Origin of the sequence: Kitasatospora sp. NPDC049285 (genome assembly GCF_040678815.1) — a bacterium.
Classification (GTDB): domain Bacteria; phylum Actinomycetota; class Actinomycetes; order Streptomycetales; family Streptomycetaceae; genus Kitasatospora.
Genome location: NZ_JBFAQR010000064.1, coordinates 22,070 through 38,718, shown reverse-complemented (window position 1 = coordinate 38,718; position 16,649 = coordinate 22,070). Strand labels below are relative to the sequence as shown.

Annotated in this window: 11 protein-coding genes; 4 read left to right on the top strand and 7 right to left on the bottom strand. The window is 73.8% G+C overall.

Translation table 11 applies throughout. The annotated features are described in order from the left end of the window. From AB0K51_RS29265 to AB0K51_RS29245, 5 genes are all read right to left on the bottom strand, one after another. Nucleotides 1-5,583 (bottom strand): amino acid adenylation domain-containing protein (locus AB0K51_RS29265; RefSeq protein WP_363460279.1); only part of this gene is annotated, 5,583 nt, incomplete at its 3' end. 54 nt (nucleotides 5,584-5,637) lie between these two features. Next, on the bottom strand, nucleotides 5,638-6,894 hold the full coding sequence (gene fabF / locus AB0K51_RS29260) for a beta-ketoacyl-ACP synthase II (protein ID WP_363460277.1): 1,257 nt from the start codon (nucleotides 6,892-6,894) through the stop codon (nucleotides 5,638-5,640). Continuing rightward, nucleotides 6,894-8,681, bottom strand: coding sequence for a thiamine pyrophosphate-binding protein (locus tag AB0K51_RS29255; RefSeq protein ID WP_363460276.1), 1,788 nt, complete (start codon nucleotides 8,679-8,681; stop codon nucleotides 6,894-6,896). The genes fabF and AB0K51_RS29255 overlap by 1 nt, the downstream gene beginning before the upstream one ends. Further along, on the bottom strand, nucleotides 8,678-9,919 hold the full coding sequence (locus tag AB0K51_RS29250; protein WP_363460275.1) for an aldehyde dehydrogenase family protein: 1,242 nt from the start codon (nucleotides 9,917-9,919) through the stop codon (nucleotides 8,678-8,680). Before AB0K51_RS29250 ends, AB0K51_RS29255 begins: the two co-directional genes overlap by 4 nt. Beyond that, nucleotides 9,916-11,370 (bottom strand): class I adenylate-forming enzyme family protein, encoded by a 1,455-nt coding sequence (locus AB0K51_RS29245; RefSeq protein ID WP_363460274.1) that lies wholly within the window; start codon nucleotides 11,368-11,370, stop codon nucleotides 9,916-9,918. Before AB0K51_RS29245 ends, AB0K51_RS29250 begins: the two co-directional genes overlap by 4 nt. 214 nt (nucleotides 11,371-11,584) lie before the next feature. Here AB0K51_RS29245 and AB0K51_RS29240 point away from each other — a divergent pair, with 214 nt between their 5' ends. Next, complete coding sequence (locus AB0K51_RS29240; RefSeq protein WP_363460272.1) at nucleotides 11,585-12,586, top strand: TauD/TfdA family dioxygenase; 1,002 nt, start codon at nucleotides 11,585-11,587, stop codon at nucleotides 12,584-12,586. 73 nt (nucleotides 12,587-12,659) lie between these two features. Continuing rightward, a complete protein-coding gene (locus tag AB0K51_RS29235) occupies nucleotides 12,660-13,118 on the top strand; it encodes a MaoC family dehydratase N-terminal domain-containing protein (protein ID WP_363460270.1) in 459 nt (152 codons plus the stop codon). A 24-nt stretch (nucleotides 13,119-13,142) separates the two neighbouring features. Here AB0K51_RS29235 and AB0K51_RS29230 read toward each other — a convergent pair whose 3' ends face one another. Beyond that, nucleotides 13,143-13,706, bottom strand: coding sequence for a hypothetical protein (locus AB0K51_RS29230; protein ID WP_363460268.1), 564 nt, complete (start codon nucleotides 13,704-13,706; stop codon nucleotides 13,143-13,145). 140 nt (nucleotides 13,707-13,846) lie between these two features. On the opposite strand from AB0K51_RS29230, the gene fabG reads away from it, so the two are divergent. Then, entirely contained in the window at nucleotides 13,847-14,566 is a 720-nt protein-coding gene (fabG, locus tag AB0K51_RS29225; protein WP_363460266.1) for a 3-oxoacyl-ACP reductase FabG, read from the top strand. A gap of 181 nt (nucleotides 14,567-14,747) precedes the next feature. On the opposite strand, the gene AB0K51_RS29220 is transcribed toward fabG, so the two are convergent. Then, nucleotides 14,748-15,611 carry a helix-turn-helix transcriptional regulator gene (locus AB0K51_RS29220; protein ID WP_363460264.1) on the bottom strand — a complete coding sequence of 288 codons (864 nt, stop codon included), beginning with the start codon at nucleotides 15,609-15,611 and terminating at the stop codon, nucleotides 14,748-14,750. Between the two features lie 200 nt (nucleotides 15,612-15,811). Here AB0K51_RS29220 and AB0K51_RS29215 point away from each other — a divergent pair, with 200 nt between their 5' ends. Further along, complete coding sequence (locus tag AB0K51_RS29215) at nucleotides 15,812-16,633, top strand: SDR family oxidoreductase (RefSeq protein WP_363460262.1); 822 nt, start codon at nucleotides 15,812-15,814, stop codon at nucleotides 16,631-16,633. The last annotated feature ends 16 nt before the right edge of the window (nucleotides 16,634-16,649 follow it).

The following is a 16,649-nucleotide window of genomic DNA, read 5'->3' as shown; positions in this document are numbered from 1 at the left end:
CTCCGCCGTCAACCCCGCACGACCCACGTACCCACGCGCCACACCCACACCCGCGATGTACAACTCACCCGGCACGCCGACCGGAACCGGCCGCAACCGCTCGTCCAGGACGTACACCTGCGTGCCCGCGACCGGCCGCCCGATCCCGGGCACCGTGCCCATCGGACCCTCGGCGGTGCCCACCACGGAGTAGATCGAGGTCTCGGTGGGTCCGTAACCGTTCGTCAGGTCCCACGCCACCTCGCGCACCGTGTCCGCGAGCGAGGCGGAGATCGCCTCACCGCCCATCAGCACCCGAAGCCCCGCGAACGCCAACGGCTGTTCGGAGGCAAGCGCCTGACAGAACGTCGGCGTCGCCTGCAGGAACGTCGCACCCGACGAATCGATCAACTCCGCCAACCGCGCCGGATCGAGGACCGTCTCCCGCTCCACCAGCACCAACCGCGCGCCCGCCAGCAACGGCACGAAGATCTCCACGTTCGAGATGTCGAACCCGAACGTCGTCACCGCCAGGAACCGCGCACTCGGCGTCACCTCGAACCGCTCACCCATATCCGCGAGCACGTTCTCCAGACCACCCCGGGTCACCACCACACCCTTCGGACGACCCGTCGACCCCGACGTGTACAACACGTACGCCACCGCCGACGACGGCACCACCACCGGCGACCACTCACCGTCCACCGGCGCCGGCAACGCATCCACCAGCACCAGTTCCGCGTCCGTGACCGGTAGTTCACCGCTCAAGGCGGCGGTCGTCACCACACACGCAGGCCGGGCGTCGTCGAGGATGTACGAGATCCGGTCGGCCGGCAGCGCCGGGTCCACCGGCACATAGCCGGCACCCGCCTTCAACACCGCCCAGAGCGCCACCACCAGGTCCACCGACCGCGACAGCGCCACCGCCACCAGACCGTCCGCACCCACCCCGGACGCCACCAGCACCCGCGCCAACCGGTCGGCACGCTCCGCGAGTTCGCGGTACGTCACCTGCTCCCACCCGCACACCACCGCCACCGTCTCCGGCGACCGCGCAGCCTGCGCCTCCAACAACCCCACCACACCCACCGACGACTGCGCCGCCGCCGCACCCCGACCCCACGACTCCACCACCAACGCACGCTCCGCCGCATCCAGCAGGTCGACGTCGTCGACGGTGCGGTCAGGGTCCGCGGCCAGGCGGGCGAGCACGGTGGCGAAGCGGGCGCAGAGGGCGGTGACGCTCTCCGGGTCGAAGAGGTCCTGGGCGTACTCGATCTCGCCCGCGATGCCGGCCGGGCGGCCTTCGGCGTCGAAGGTCTCGTGCAGGTCGAAGGTCAGGTCGAACTTGGCCAGGGCGCCCGAGATGCCTTCGAGCGACGGGGTGATGCCGGGCAGGTCGAGGTCGGGCTCGGCGGCGTTCTGCAGGAGCAGCATGGTCTGGAAGAGCGGGTGGCGGGCCAGCGAGCGCTCCGGGTTGAGCACCTCCACCAGCCGCTCGAACGGCACGTCCTGGTGCGCGTACGCCGACAGGTCGTGCTCACGCACCCGCTTCACCAGCTCACGGAAGCTCGGATTGCCCGAGGTGTCCGTCCGCAGCACCAGCGTGTTCACGAAGAACCCGACCAGCTCGTCCAACGCCTCGTCGGTCCGACCCGCCACCGCCGTACCCAGCGGAATGTCGGTCCCCGCACCCAGCCGGGTGAACAGGGTGGCGAGGGCCGCCTGGAGCACCATGAAGACGCTCGCCCCGGCCTCCCGGGCCAGCGCGGTCACCGCCTCGTGGGTCTCGCCGTCCAGGTGCCACGGCAGGCGGTCGCCCTCGTACGAGGCCACGGCCGGGCGCTGGCGGTCGGCGGGCAGCTCCAACACCTCCGGCAGACCCGCCAACGCCTCACGCCAGTACGCGAGCTGACGCGACGCCACCGACTCCGGATCGTCCTCCGCCCCCAACACCTCACGCTGCCACAACGCGTAGTCCCCGTACTGCACCGGCAGCACGTCCAACTCACGCCCCAGATAAGCGGCTTCCAGATCCCGCAACAGCGGCGCCAACGACCACCCGTCACCCGCGATGTGGTGCAGCACCAACAGCAGCACACACTCCTCCGGCGCCACCCGGAACACCACCGCCCGCAACGGCAGCTCGCGGGACAGGTCGAAGCGGCGGGCGGCGGCCTCGGTCAGCTCGGCGGGGAGCCCGTCCTCGGTCACCTCTCGGACCTGGAGCAGGAGTTCGGGGGTGTCCAGGACCAGCTGCCAGGGCTCGCCGTCGAGTTCGGGGTAGACCGTGCGCAGCGCCTCGTGCCGGGCCAGCACGGCGTTCAACGCCTGCTGCAGTTGCGGGAGTTCGAGCGGGCCGCGGAGCCGGACGGCGACCGGGATGTGGTACATGCCGCCCTGCTCGTCCAGGCGGTCGAGGAACCACAGGCGGCGCTGGGCGAAGGAGAGCGGGAGGTGCTCGGGCCGCGCCATCGGGCGCAGCGCGGTGCGGGCCCGGGCGGCGGTGTCGAGGGCGCGGGCCAGGTCGGCGACGGTGGGGTGTTCGAAGACGGCGCGGATGGAGAGTTCGACGTCGAGGGCGGCGCGGACCCGGCTGACCAGGCGGGTGGCGAGCAGCGAGTGACCGCCGAGTTCGAAGAAGTCGTCGTCGATGGAGACCCGGGCGACGCCGAGGACGTCGGCGAAGATCCGGCAGAGGGCCTCTTCCCAGGGGGTGCGGGGGCTGCGGCCGGCCCGGCCGGTGGTGAACTCGGGGGCCGGGAGGGCGGCGCGGTCGAGCTTGCCGTTGGCGGTGAGCGGCATGGCGTCGAGGACGACGACCGCGGCGGGCACCATGTACTCGGGGAGGCGGTCGGCGACGTACTGGCGCAGTTCGGTGGCGGCGCCGACCACGTAGGCGACCAGGCGGCGTTCGCCGGCGGCGTCCTGGTGGATCGTCACCACGGACTGGGTGACGGACGGGTGGCCGGCCAGCACGGACTCGATCTCGCCGAGTTCGATCCGGTGGCCGCGGATCTTGACCTGGTGGTCGCGGCGCTCCAGGAAGACCAGGCGGCCGTGCTCGTCGAGGCGGACGAAGTCGCCGGTGCGGTACATCCGGGCGCCGGGCCGGGCGGTGAACGGGTCGGCGGTGAAGACGGCGGCGGTCCGGGTGGGGTCGGCGAGGTAGCCGCGGCCGACGCCGATGCCGCCGACGTACAGTTCGCCGGGGGTGCCGGGGACCACGGGGCGCAGCGCGTCGTCGAGGACGTACAGGCGGGTGCCGCGGACGGGACGGCCGATCGGGACGGGGCCGGCGGCCAGCGGGGTGTGCGGGTCGAGGACGGCGTGGGTGACGTCGTCGGAGCACTCGGTCGGGCCGAAGGCGTTGACCAGCGGGATCCGCGGGTACCGGCTCAGCCACTGGTCGCAGACCTCGCGGGGCAGCGCCTCGCCGGTGACCATGAGCAGTCGCAGGTCCGGGAGTTCGGCCGGGACGGTGTCGCTCTCCAGGGCGGCGCGCAGCAGCGAGGGGACGACCTCGAGGACGGCGATGCGTTCGGCGGCGACCAGGGCGAACAGCGCCTCGGGGTCGGCGGCGGTGTCGCGTCCGACGACCCGGACCCGGCCGCCGACGGCGAGCGGGGCGAGCTGCTGCCAGACCGAGATGTCGAAGGTGAGCGGGGCGTTCTGGACGACCGTGTCGGCGGCGGTGAGCAGGCAGTCCTCGACCTTGGCGAGCAGGTGGTTGTTCATGCCGCGGTGGTGGACCATCGCGCCCTTGGGGGCGCCGGTGGAGCCGGAGGTGAAGATGGTGTAGGCGAGGTCGTCGTCGCCGCCGGTGATCGGGAAGGGTCCGGCCGGCTCGGTCGGCACGCTCAACAGCGGTACGCCGTTCGGAAGTTCGGCGATCAGGGCGGTGCCGGCGGCGGTGTGCGAGGTGGGGGCGACCAGTGCGGTGGCGCCGGTGCGGGCGAGCAGCGCGGCGGTGCGCGGGCGCGGGGCGTGCGGGTCGAGCGGGAGGTAGCCGGCGCCGAGCGTGAGGGTGCCGAGGACGGCGGCGACGAACTCGGCGCCGGGGACGGCGAGCAGCCCGACCAGGTCGCCGCGGCGCACGCCGGCGGCGTGCAGGGCGTGCGCGGTGGCGTCGGCGCGGGCGGCGAGGGTGCGGTAGTCGGTGTCGCCGTCCGGGTCGGTGACGGCGACGGCCGCGGGGCGGCTGCGGGCGTGCTCGCGGACGGTGGCGGCGATGTGGGTGAGCTCGTCGCCGCCGGTGTGGCGGGCGGCGGTCAGCTCGACCCGGAGCCGTTCGTTCTCGGCGTCGTCCAGCAGGTCGATCCGGCCGAGCGGCAGGTCGGGGTGGCGGGTGACCCGGTCGAGGAAGTGCAGGAACCGGGCGTGGTGGCCGGCGATCTCCTCGTCGGTGTACAGCTCGGCGTTGCCGTCGAAGATCAGCTGGACGTCGCGGCCGTCGCCGCGGTCGAGGGCGGAGATCTCGATGTCCTCGACCACGCCGTTGGAGAGGTTGTGGGCGGTGACGGGGTGTCCGCCGAACGTGGTGTCGTAGTCGAAGGGCATCACGTTGACGCTGACCGAGGCGAGCCGGGTGCCGCCGCCGATCGCCTGCAGGTCGCGGGCCAGGTCCTCCTGGCGGTAGCGCTGGTGGCGCAGCACGCCGCGGGCGTCGAGGGTGGCCTGGCGCAGCAGTTCGGCGTAGGTGGTGGCGGGGGTGAGGTCCAGGACGACCGGCAGGATGTTGGAGACCACGCCGGGGGTGGCGCGCAGCACGGGGGTGGTGCGGCCCTGCAGCGGGAAGCCGATCGGGACGGTGCGGGCGCCGGTGGCGGCGGACAGGTAGGCGCCGACGGCGGCGAGCAGGCCGATCGGCCAGCTGGTGCGGGCGTCCCGGGAGGCCGACTTGAGGGCGTCCAGGATCTCCGCGGGGATGGCGTCGGCGGTGCGGATCAGCTTGGCGGTGGCGGCGGCGGTGCGGGCGGTGAGGCCGACCGGCTCGACCCGGCGGGCGGTGCGGGCCTGCCAGAACTCGCGGTCCTTGGCGTACTTGTCGGAGGCCCGGTAGGAGGTCTCCTCGGCGATGAAGTCGGCGAGCGGGGCGAAGGTGGCCGGCCCGGGGTCGCGGCCCTCGACCAGGGCGGTGTACACGGCGTTGAAGCGCTCGGTGTAGATCCCGCCGCCGGAGCCGTCGCTGATGATGTGGTGGTTGCGGTTGAAGTAGATGTAGTGGTCGTCGGCGAGCTTGAACAGGGCGTCGCTGAAGTGCGGGCCCCTCTCCAGGTCGAAGGGGCGCTCGAGCCGCTCGTCCATGATCCGCACGGCTTCGGCGCGGGCCTCGGGGTGCGCGGTGAGGTCGTGGCGCTCCATCCGGATGACGCCGGGGACGACGGTCTGCCAGACGCCGGTCTCGTCCTCGGTGAACCGCACCCGCGCGCTCTCCTGCTCGTCCAGGGTCTGGACCAGCGCGCGTTCGAAGAGTTCCTCGTCGACCGGGCCGTGGATCTCCAGGTACTCGCTGACCTGGAAGACGTTGTCCGGGTTCAGCTTCTGCGCGTACCAGACGCCCAGCTGGGCGGCGGTGAGCGGCTGGCGGTCGGCCGTGGTCATGGCGAGGTCTCCGTGGCTGCAGAGGGCGGCGGGTGCGGTCGGGGCGGCGTCGGGCTAGCCGTGCCAGCGGCGCAGGACGAGGACGGCGTTGTGGCCGCCGAATCCGAAGGAGTTGCTCATCACCGTGTCGACCCGGTGCTGCTGGGCGGTGTGGGCGACGAAGTTGACCGCGGCGTCGATCGGGCGGTGGCAGTTGAGGGTCGGCGGGACGATGCCGTGGTTGATCACCAGGCCGCCGACGATCGCCTCCACCGCACCGGCCGCGCCGATCATGTGACCGGTCATCGACTTGGTCGAGGAGACCGGGATCTCCTCGATCCGGTCGCCGAACTCGGCGCGCAGCGCGCCCAGTTCGGTCTGGTCGTTGAACTGGGTGCCGGTGCCGTGGGCGTTCACGTAGTCGATGTCGGCGGGGGTGAGCCCGGCGTCGGCGAGGGCGCCGCGGATGGCCCGGCGGGCGCCGAGGCCCTCGGGGTGCGGGGCGGTCCAGTGGTAGGCGTCCGAGGTGGCCGCGTACCCGGCGAGCTCCGCCAGGACGGTGGCGCCGCGGGCCAGCGCGTGCTCCTCCGACTCCAGCACGAGCATCCCGGAGCCGGCCGCCATCACGAAGCCGGCCCGGTCCTCGTCGAACGGGCGGGACGCCTCGGTCGGGTCGCCCTCGCGGGCGGTCAGCGCCTTGGCGTTGCCGGAGCCGGCGATGTCGACCCGGGTGATGATGTCGTCGGCGCCGCCGCAGACCACCACGTCGGCCACGCCGTAGCGGATCCAGCGGGCCGCCTCGCCGATCGCGTCGGCGCCGGAGGCGCAGGCGCTGCTGGACGCCCGGGACGGGCCCATCGCGCCGGTGTCGAGGGTGATCTCGCCGGCCGCGCTGTCGATCGCGCCGGTGACCGCGGCCATCGGGGAGACCGCACGCGGGCCCTTGGCGTCCATCTCGCGGACGTGCTCGGCGAGCGACTTCATCGGCCCGTACCCGCTGCCGACCAGCACGCCGACCCGGTGCGCGTCCTCCTCGGCGACGGTGTACTTGGCGTGGCCGAGCGCCTCCCGGGCGGCGACCAGGGCGTAGCGGGCGTACGGGTCGGTGCGCCGGGCGACCTTGTAGGCGAAGTGCTGCGAGGCGTCGAAGCCCTTGACCTCGCCGGCGATCTTCACCGGGAGGTCGCCGGCCTCGATCTGGGTGATCGGGCCGATGCCGCTGCGGCCGGCCTGCAGGGCCTCCCAGCTGGCGGCCACGTCGAGGCCGACCGGGCTGACCATGCCCCAGCCGGTGATGACGACCCGTCGGCGGGCCGGGGTGGGCGAGGTCATCACTCGCTCCCTTCAGTTGCGTCGGGGGTTGCGTCGAGGGCGGGCAGCACGGGGAAGTCGCCGCCGGCCGGTGCGGAGGCGAACAGCGCGTCGGTCAGTTCGACCGGCACGTTCAGCACCACGGGGTGTCCCTCCCGGGTGAGCTGCCAGGCCCGTTCGAGGTCGGCGCGCAGCGTGCCGCGGTCGTCCAGGGTGAACTGGCGCAGGCCCGGCAGGGCGCGGGCGCCGAGGTGGGACGCGGCGGGGTCGGTGAACCGGTAGCCGGGCAGCGGGGCGGGCCGCTGGTCGAGCTGGCTCTGCAGCCAGCCGTAGCCGCCGTTGCGCAGCACCAGGTACAGCACCCCGAGCTGATGGTCGATCAGGGTCGGCAGGTCGGCGTCGAACAGGGCGAACGCGCCGTCGCCGACCAGGGCGACGACCGGCCGCTCGGGTGCGGCGGCCTTGACGCCGGCCGCGGCGGCGGCGCCGAAGCCCAGGCTGGTCTGCTCGGACGGGACCACCGAGCCGCCGTCGGGGCCGCAGGCGTACAGCGGGTACTTGTACGACCACATGTCCTGCAGGCCGTTCTCCTGCACCAGCACCAGGTCGTCGGGCAGCACCTCGGCGAGCGCGGCGAGCAGTTCGGGGATCCGCGGCCGGGGTTCGGCGCCGAGCTCGGCGAGCTGCTTGGCGTGCTCCTCGTGCAGCCGGTGGTGGATCTCCGTGGTGCGGCGCACCCAGTCGGCGTTGCCGGCGGGGCGGGGCAGCGGCTCGGCGAGTTCGCCGGCCAGCAGCGCGGCGGCGTCGGCGAGCACCTTGGGCCCGGCGTGGTCGGTGTGGAACTCGGCGGCGTCCAGGTTGACCTGGACCACCGGCACCTCGCGGCCGATCCGCTGCGGCCAGCCGTAGGTGGCGGTCTCCTCGAGCCGGCTGCCGAGGGCGACCACCAGGTCGGTCTCCCGCCACAGGTCCCCGGCGGGCTCCGGCAGGTACAGGCCGGACAGGCCGCAGAACTGCGGGTGGCGCTCGTCGAACGCGCCGCGCCCGCTGGCGGTGGCGAACACCGCGGCGCCGAGCCGCTCGGCGAAGCGCTCCAGGGCGCCGTCGCGGTTGGCGTGCCGCACACCGCCGCCGACCAGCAGCACGGGGCGCTCGGCGGCGGCCAGCAGGCGGCGGGCGGGCGACCCGTCAGGCAGGTGCACCCGGCTGGGGCGCACCGCGCTCTCCTGCTCGGCGGCGTCCTGCTCGGCGTCGACGTCCAGGCCGGGAAGGGGGATGTCGGCGCCGAGCAGGTGGTCGGGCAGTTCCAGGTAGACCGGGCCGGGGACGCCCTCGCGGGCGGTCAGCAGGGCGCGGCGCAGCATCGGGACGAGCCGCTGCGGGGAGTCCACCCGGGCCGCCCACTTGACCAGCGGGGCGACCACGGCGAGCTGGTCGAGCTCCTGGAACGCGCCGGAGCCGCGGTGCTCGACCGGGGTGCCGGCCGACAGCAGCACCACCGGCGCGGCGGAGCAGCGGGCCTCCAGCAGGCCGGTGACGGTGTTGGTGACGGCCGGGCCCTTGCCGGTGAAGGCGATGCCGGTGCGGCCGGACTGCAGCGCGTAGCCGGTGGCCATGAACAGCGCGTTGCGCTGGTCGCGGCAGAGCACCAGCCGGATGCCGCTGCCGTCCAGCGCCTCCAGCAGGTCGAGGTCGTCGGCGGGCAGGCCGAAGGCGTCCGACACGCCGTGCCGGCGCAGCAGGGCGACGGCGGCCCGCCAGGCGCCGGTGACGGTGGACGCCTCGGGGGCGGCCGGGGCGGCGGTCACCGGGCGCCGCCTTCCCCGCCGAGGTGGTCGGCGACGGCCTTGGAGATCAGCAGCGGCTCGGTGTGCCGGAGCCCGCCGATCGCCGCGTAGTTGGCGCGCACCCCGCGGCCGCCGAACGGCTCGTTGCCGTTCTCGATGTCGACCACCGTCTCGTTGACGCTGACGGTGTGACGCAGGCTCAGCTGCTCGATCAGCTCCGGCTCGTCGCCGTACACGGTGGCGGCCATCGCCCGCTCCTCGAAGTACGGGCCGCGCAGCGCCTTCAGCAGCCACTCGCGGCTGGTGTACGGCACCACGTTGAAGATCGGCGCGAACAGCTCGGGCGGGCGGATGTCGCTCTCCACCGGGCGGACCAGCACGGTCGGGCTGAGGTGCCCGTCGCCGAGGTCGGCGTGGCCGCCGGCCTGGATGAACACCCGGTTGTCGGTGAGGTGGGCGATCGCCTCCTCGAACGCGTCCAGGTAGTACATCGAGCTGTAGTCCGCGGTCGGGTCGTCGTAGCGGCCGTGCTTGAGCGCGCGGACCCGGCGGCTGAGCAGGTTGCAGAACTGCGAGCTGACCGAGGTGTGCACGTAGTACACGTCCGGGCCGAAGCAGTCCTGCCCGGAGTTGAGCATCCGGGCCCGCAGCGCGCCGTCCACGGCCAGCCCGAGGTCGGCGCCGGGGCCGACCACGAACGGGTTGACGCCCTGTCCGAAGTACAGGAACAGCTGGTCCTTGCGCAGCTGCGGGCGGATCTTCTCGGCGTTCTCGTAGGTGCCGGTGAACACCAGCACCTGGGAGGCGGCGGCGTCCTGCTCCAGGAAGTCCTTCTGCCCGGAGCGGCGCAGCTCGATCGGCAGCGAGTGCGCCTCGCCGAGCAGCTTGTGCAGCCGCTCGGTCTGGCTGGAGATCCGGCCGGAGGGGCGGAACACCAGCCGCTCGGTGTACAGGCTGGGAATCAGCAGGTAGAGGACGTACGAGTACAGCGGGATGTTGGACGGCATCAGCACCGCCAACTGGTCCAGCCGCGGCGGGCGGTAGCGGGACATCTCCGCCTCCGCGCCCTCCAGGGCCGCCAGCGACACCTCGATCTCGCCGATCGCGGTGCGGTGGTTGCTGGTCTCGAAGAGGATCTGCAGGATTTCTTCCTGGCGACCGCGCAGCAGTTCCGCGACATTCTCCAGGACCGGCAACCGGTCCGCGAAGGGAATGCCCCGATGCGTCTCGGTCGGGTTCTCGGCGACGATCTGACTCACTTCAGGGCGCCTTTCTTGCCGTCTCGGGCCACAGCGGACTCGGCGAGTTTCCTAAGGAACTGGCGGTCCACTTTTCCGGTTTTGTTCAGCGGGAATTCCGGAAGTACCACCACGCGATTGGGCCGCTCGTGCTCGGCGATGTGCTCGGACACCGCGGCCCGCCAGTGCGCCGGGGACCGCTCGGCCGGGTCGGCGACGAAGAACACCAGCTGCGCGCCGCCCGGCTGGTCGGCCGGCTCCACCGGCACCACCTGCACCTGCGCGCCGCAGGCGCCGGCCCGGTCGGCGATGCCGTCCGGGTACAGGGTGTGGCCGAGCCGGTGGACGGCGGCGCGGCGGCCCAGCACGGTCAGGTTGCCGACCGCGTCGAGCCGACCGATGTCGTCGGTGCGGTACTCCGCGCGGTCCACCGGCCGTACCTCGCCGCCGGGGCCGAGCAGGCCGGTCATGTAGTCGGGGCTGCGCACCACGATCTCGCCGATCGTGCCGGGCCCCACCGGCAGGCCCGCGTCGTCGACCACCCGCACCGCGATGCCGTCCAGCGGCCGGCCGCAGCCGACCGGGTCGGGCAGCACCGCGAGGGCGATGTTGCCGGCCTCGCTGCTGCCGTAGCCGTCCAGCAGCGGCAGCCCGATCCGGTCCGCGAAGCGGGCGCTCAACTGCTGCCCGAGCGGCTCCCCGCCGACGCACCACAGCCGCACCGTGGACAGTCCGCCGGCGTCGGCGCGCCCGCTGTCCAGCATGTTCAGCAGCGTGTGGTAGGTCGCGGGCACCGCGTCGACCACGGTCACGCCGTGTTCGCGGATCGCGGTCAGCGCGGCGTCCACCCGCTGGCTGCTGGTCTGCAGCACCAGCGCGCAGCCCGCCGCCTGCCACAGCAGCAGCATCGACAGGCCGTACTGGTGGGTGAAGGGCAGCAGCGGCAGCAGCACGTCGTCGGCGCGGTAGGCCATCCGCGCGCCGGTGCGCTCGGTGTTGCCGCGCACCGAGGCGCCGGAGCGCACGATGCCCTTCGGGGTGCCGGTCGAGCCGGAGCTCCACACCACCAGCGCGTCCTCGCGGGCGAACCAGTCGGCGAACCGCTCCAGGCCCCGCGCGGCGGCGCTCGGCGGCACGGCCTGCGCGGCCGCGCACACCTTGTCCAGGGTGAGCTGCTCGGCGTCGGTGACGCCGTCGGGCAGCGGCGCGTCGGTGAGCAGCCGGCGGGCGCCCGCCGCGGTCAGCAGCCGGGCCACCTCCGCGGGCGGCGTCCGCCGGTCGGCGAGCGCGATGGACACGCCGAGCTCCATCAGCGCGAAAAGCGTGAGGACGAATTCCCCGGTGTTCGCGCCGGTGAGCAGCACCCGCTCACCGGGGGTGATTCCACGCCGCCGCAACTCCGCCGCGACGGCCTGCGCCGAGGCGTCCAGCGCGGTAGGCGTGAGCCGCCTGCCGTCCGTATTGATCAGCATCCCCACGAGACCCCCGGCCCGACTCGGATCACCTTCGACCGTGAGCGTACGGGGCGGTCTACGCGTGTTCTATATCGGCGCGTTCCCGCGCTAATAGCCAGCACGGATAGGTCGGATATAGCACACCGCGAAGACTGCTGTTCTACGCGGCGTTGCTTTTCCGTCGTCCGCTGCGCAGTCCCGTTGGAAAACCGTCGAACCGAGGGCGTGTTTCATGACCCAGATCAACACGGTGGCCGCGGCGCCGCCGCGGCAGGCGTTGGTGCTGACCGAGGCGGAGTCCCGGCAGGTCGGCCTGCTGGCCGAGCGCCTCGTGCTGGCCGAGCCGAACGGCACCGACGACCTGCGGTGGCTGGCCGCGGTCCGCGACGCCTCCGCCGAGCTGCCGGCCCGGCTGCTCGCCGAGCTGCGCCGGTTCCGGCACGACGCCGGACCGGACGCCGTCCTGCTGGTGCGCAACCTGCCGGTCGCCTCCACCGACGCCGCCCGCCCGCTGCCGCCCACCCCGAGCGTGCCCGGCTCGGTGGAGCGCACCGCCTCCACCGCCGCCGCGGTGGTCTGCGCGGCGATGCTGCAGCTCGGCGAGGTGGTGGCGTTCCGCAACGAGAAGACCGGCGCGCTGGTGCAGAACGTCGTCCCGGTGCCCGGCCAGGAGGTCCAGCAGAGCAACGCCGGCTCGGTGCTGCTGGAGATGCACACCGAGAACGCCTTCCACGACAACCGCCCCGACTACGTCGGCCTGCTGTGCGTGCGCACCGACCCGACCGGTCAGGCCCGGCTGTGCACCTCCTCGGTGCGCCGCGCGGTGGCGCTGCTCTCCGACGACACCCGCAAGGTGCTCGGCGAGGACCGCTTCCTGACCGAGGCGCCGCCGTCCTTCGAGGGCCGCGAGGACATGGTGCCCGCCCACGAGATCCTCCGCGGCGACTTCGAGGACCCGGACATCCTGGTCGACTTCTCCGCCACCCACCCGCTCGACGAGGGCGCCCGCACCGCGATGGCCGAACTCCGCGAGGCCCTCACCCAGGTGATGACCGCCCACGACCTGGCCGTCGGCGACCTCGCCGTGGTCGACAACCGCCTCGCCGTGCACGGCCGGACCGCCTTCACCCCGCGCTACGACGGCACGGACCGCTGGCTGCACCGCGTCTACGCCTCGCTCGACCACCGCCGCTCCCGCCCGGTCCGCCGGCAGGGCGGCGCGGTGATCGACTAGTCACACGTCCCGGGCCGGGCGGTCGGACGTGCTCCGGCCGCCCGGCCCGAACCACCCGTCCTGTCGACCGACCTTGGAGCAACTCGTGGCGCTGGCCGCCTCGTTGGCCGGGCGGGTCTACCCGCCCGGCGCGCCGTACCCCGTGGAGCGGGAGAAGGTCCGGGAGTTCGCCCGCGCGGTGGGCGAACTCCACCCGCTCTGCCACGATCCGGAGGCGGCCCGCGCGGCCGGCCACCCGGACGTGCTGGCCCCGCCCACCTTCCTCTGCGCGCCCGCCCACCGGGCCGCCGACCGGGCGGTGTTCGACCCGGAGGTCGGCCTGGACTACGACCGCGTGGTCCACCGCGACCAGCGCTTCGTCCTGCACCGCCCGGTGCACGCCGGGGACCGGCTGCTGCTGACCGTGCACATCGACGCGGTCCGCTCGGTGGCCGGCACCGACGTGCTGGAGCTGCGCACCGAGGTGTCCGCCGCGGACGGCGGCACCCCGGTCGCCACCGTCTTCATGTCCCTCGCCGCCAGGGCGGCCTGACGCCCCGTCGACTCACACGGGGCGTCAGCTCTTCTTGATCGTGCCGGGCTCCGCCGGCGCCTTCTTCGGCCACAGCAGATAGGTGAGGGCGATCACGCCGTGGATGCCGACCGTACGCACCGCCACCAGCTGCCACAGCCGCAGCGGCTCGGCGGACGGCGTGGACGCGCCGACGTACCAGATCGCCGCCTGCAGCAGCGCGCAGGCCACCGCCCCCGCGATCACCGAGCGGAGGAACAGCTTGCCCTCGTGCTTGGCCCGCGGCATCCCGTACTTGGGCGGCTTGGGCGGCTTCGGCGCCCCGGAGAGGCGGTGCGCGGCGTGGCCGTCCAGCCATTTCACCGTGTAGTGGCCGTAGCCGATGGTGAAGCCGATGTAGAGGGCGGCCAGGCCGTGCTCCCAGCTGGGCTTCGCGCCGTTCTTGAGGTCGATCGCGGTGGCGACCAGCAGCACGACCTCCAGCAGCGGCTCGCACAGCAGCATCACCACGCTGGTCCGCTGCCACTTGAGCAGGTACCGCACCGCCAGGGCGGCGGCCAGCAGCACCCAGAAGCTGACCTCGCAGATGATGATCAGGGTGACGATCACGCCACGCTCCTTCCACTCCCACGCACCCTGCCATCCTCCCGTGCACGGGCGGCGCGATCGTCATCAGTGGTGACGAGCGCCACATGCGACCTTCGACGTACTTCCCCCTCCCGCTCGTCCGGCTCGCAAGGAGTGACTCCGTGACCCGCTCCGTCTTCGTCACCGGCGGCAACCGGGGCATCGGCCTGGCCACCGCCCTGGCCTTCGCCGCCCGCGGCGACCGGGTGGCGGCCACCTACCGCTCCGGCGAGCCGCCGGCCGAGCTGCTCGACGCCGGGGTGCTGGCGCTGCGCTGCGACGTCACCGACGGCGGGCAGGTCGACGCGGCGTTCGAACGGATCGAGCAGGCGCACGGCCCGGTGGAGGTGCTGGTCGCCAACGCGGGCCTGGTCCGCGACCAGCTGCTGCTGCGGATGTCCGAGCAGGAGTTCACCGAGGTGCTGGACGCCAACCTGACCGGCGCCTTCCGGGTGCTGCGCCGGGCCGCCCCCGGCATGGTCGCCGCCGGGCGCGGCCGGATCGTGCTGCTCTCCTCGGTGGTCGCCCTGCAGGGCGCGCCCGGGCAGGCCAACTACGCCGCCTCGAAAGCCGCGTTGACCGGCCTGGCCCGCTCGGCCGCGCGCGAGCTCGGCCCGTACGGCGTCACCTGCAACATCCTCGCCCCCGGTCTGGTCGACACCGACATGACCGCCGACCTGCCCGCCGCCCGGCGCACCGAGCTGCTGGCCGGCATCCCGCTCGGCCGCGCCGCCCGCCCCGCCGAGGTCGCCGCCGCGGCCCTCTTCCTCGCCTCCCCCGCCGCTGCCTACCTCACCGGCGCCGTCCTCCCGGTCGACGGCGGCGCGGGCCTCGGCCACTGAGGGGCCGCCGGAACCCGCCGATCCGACCGAGCCATCCGTTCCGGCCGATTCCTTCGGTCCGTCCGATCCCTCCACTTCGGCCGATCCGTTCGTACCGGCCGACCGCCTCTTTTCGGCTGCTCCGTTCGGTCCATCCGTTCGGGGTGATCCATCCCTTCGAGTCGGTCCGGCTGATCCGGCGTCAGCCGGCCGTCGCGGTGGGCGCGGTGGGCGCGGTCCAGTCGGCGAGCAGCCGCAGCGCCTCGGCGGTGGCCGAGCCCGGCTCCGGGTTGTAGACGCACAGCGTCTGCTCGCTGTCGCCGGGCACCGCGAAGGACTCGTAGGAGAAGCGCAGCTCGCCGACCAGCGGGTGCCGGTACGTCTTGCTGCCGTGGGTGCGCCGCAGCACGCTGTGGTCGTGCCACCAGGTGGAGAACTCCGGTGACTTCAGGGTGAGTTCGCCGACCAGGTCGGCGAGCCGCCGGTCGTCCGGGTGCCGTCCGGCCTCCAGTCGCAGCATCGCGACGGTCTCCGCGGCGATCCGCTGCCAGTCGCCGACCCGCTCCCGGGCCTCCGGTTCGAGCAGGTAGTAGCGGGCCAGGTTGCGCCGGGTGGCGGGCAGCGCGTCGAAGTCGGTGAGCACCTCGCGGGCCAGCCGGTTGGCGGCCAGCACGTCGGTGCGCCGGCCGATCACGAACGCCGGGACGGACTCCAGCGTCTGCAGCATCAGGTACAGGCCGGGCCGCACCCGCTGCGGGCTCTGCGGGGCCCGGCGCGCGACGGCGGGCCGGGCCAGCAGGTCGGCGAGGTGCTCGCGCTCCGCCGCGTCCAGCCGCAGCGCCCGGGCCAGCGCCTCGCGCACCTCCTCGGACGGGTTGGTGGCCCGGCCCTGCTCGAGGCGGGTGTAGTACTCGGTGCTCATCCCGGCGAGCCGCGCCACCTCGTCGCGGCGCAGCCCCGGCACCCGGCGGGGCCGCCCGTCGGCGGGCAGCCCCGCCTGCTCGGGGGCGAGCCTGGCGCGCCGGGTGCGCAGGAAGTCGGCGAGTTCACGGCTGCGGTCGTCCATGGCTCCAGTCTGACCGCCCCGCGCGGGCGCCGGGGCCCGGCCGGGTGGCCCTGCCGGTACCAGTCACGCCGGGACCGGCCTCCACGGGGCCCGCTCGGACCCCCTGCGGCCCCTCCCCCGGCTGGTTGTCTGGTGGTGGGCCGACGCAGCGTCAACCGCCGTGGCCCGCCTCCCACTTCACCACCCCGAAAGGTGTTCCCATGAGCACGCACGTGAGCCCCGCCGTCGGCCCGGACGCGAAGGCGGCGGCCGGCCCGGACGCCGCCCGCCCGCTGGCCGGCCGGGTCGCGGTGATCACCGGCGCCTCCAGCGGCATCGGCGCGGCCACCGCCGAGCACCTGGCCGGGCTCGGCGCCGCCGTCGCCCTGCTGGCCCGCCGCGCCGACCGGCTGGACGGGCTCGCCGCCCGGATCGAGCGGGCCGGCGGCACCGTCCTGGCCCTGCCCGTCGACGTCACCGACCCGGCGGCGGTGCGCGCCGCGGCCGACCGGGTCGCCGCCGAACTCGGCGGCGCGGACCTGCTGTTCAACAACGCCGGCGTGATGCTGCCGGCCCCGGTCACCGAGCTCGCCACCGCGCAGTGGCAGCGGCAGATCGACCTCAACGTCTCCGGTCTGATGCACGTGATCGGCGCGTTCGTCCCGCAGCTCGTCGCCGCCGCCGAGCGGCGCGGCGTCGCCGACCTGGTCAACACCTCGTCGATCGCCGCGCAGAACATCTTCCCGACCTTCGCGGTCTACTCCGCGACCAAGGCGTACGTCTCCCACCTCTCCCGCCACCTGCGGGCCGAACTCGGCGCCCGCGGGGTGCGGGTGACCGCCCTGGAGCCGGGCATCGTCGGCACCGAGCTGCAGAACCACGTCACCGACCCCGGCGCGCTGGCCTGGCTCGCCGACGCCGAGAAGTCGATGGAGTGGCTCACCCCGGAGGACGTCGCCCGCACCGTGGGCTTCGCCGCCGCCCTGCCGCCGCGCGCCAACCTGCAGCAGATCACCCTGATGCCCACCGCGCAGCCGTCCTGACGGTGCGGCGGCCCGA

Excerpts from the sequence above, each read along its gene's own strand:
- AB0K51_RS29220 (WP_363460264.1), bottom strand. The coding sequence starts at position 15,611 with ATGGACGACCGCAGCCGTGAACTCGCCGACTTCCTGCGCACCCGGCGC.
- AB0K51_RS29215 (WP_363460262.1), top strand. The coding sequence starts at position 15,812 with ATGAGCACGCACGTGAGCCCCGCCGTCGGCCCGGACGCGAAGGCGGCG.
- fabF (WP_363460277.1), bottom strand. The coding sequence starts at position 6,894 with ATGACCTCGCCCACCCCGGCCCGCCGACGGGTCGTCATCACCGGCTGG.
- AB0K51_RS29245 (WP_363460274.1), bottom strand. The coding sequence starts at position 11,370 with ATGCTGATCAATACGGACGGCAGGCGGCTCACGCCTACCGCGCTGGAC.
- AB0K51_RS29240 (WP_363460272.1), top strand. The coding sequence starts at position 11,585 with ATGACCCAGATCAACACGGTGGCCGCGGCGCCGCCGCGGCAGGCGTTG.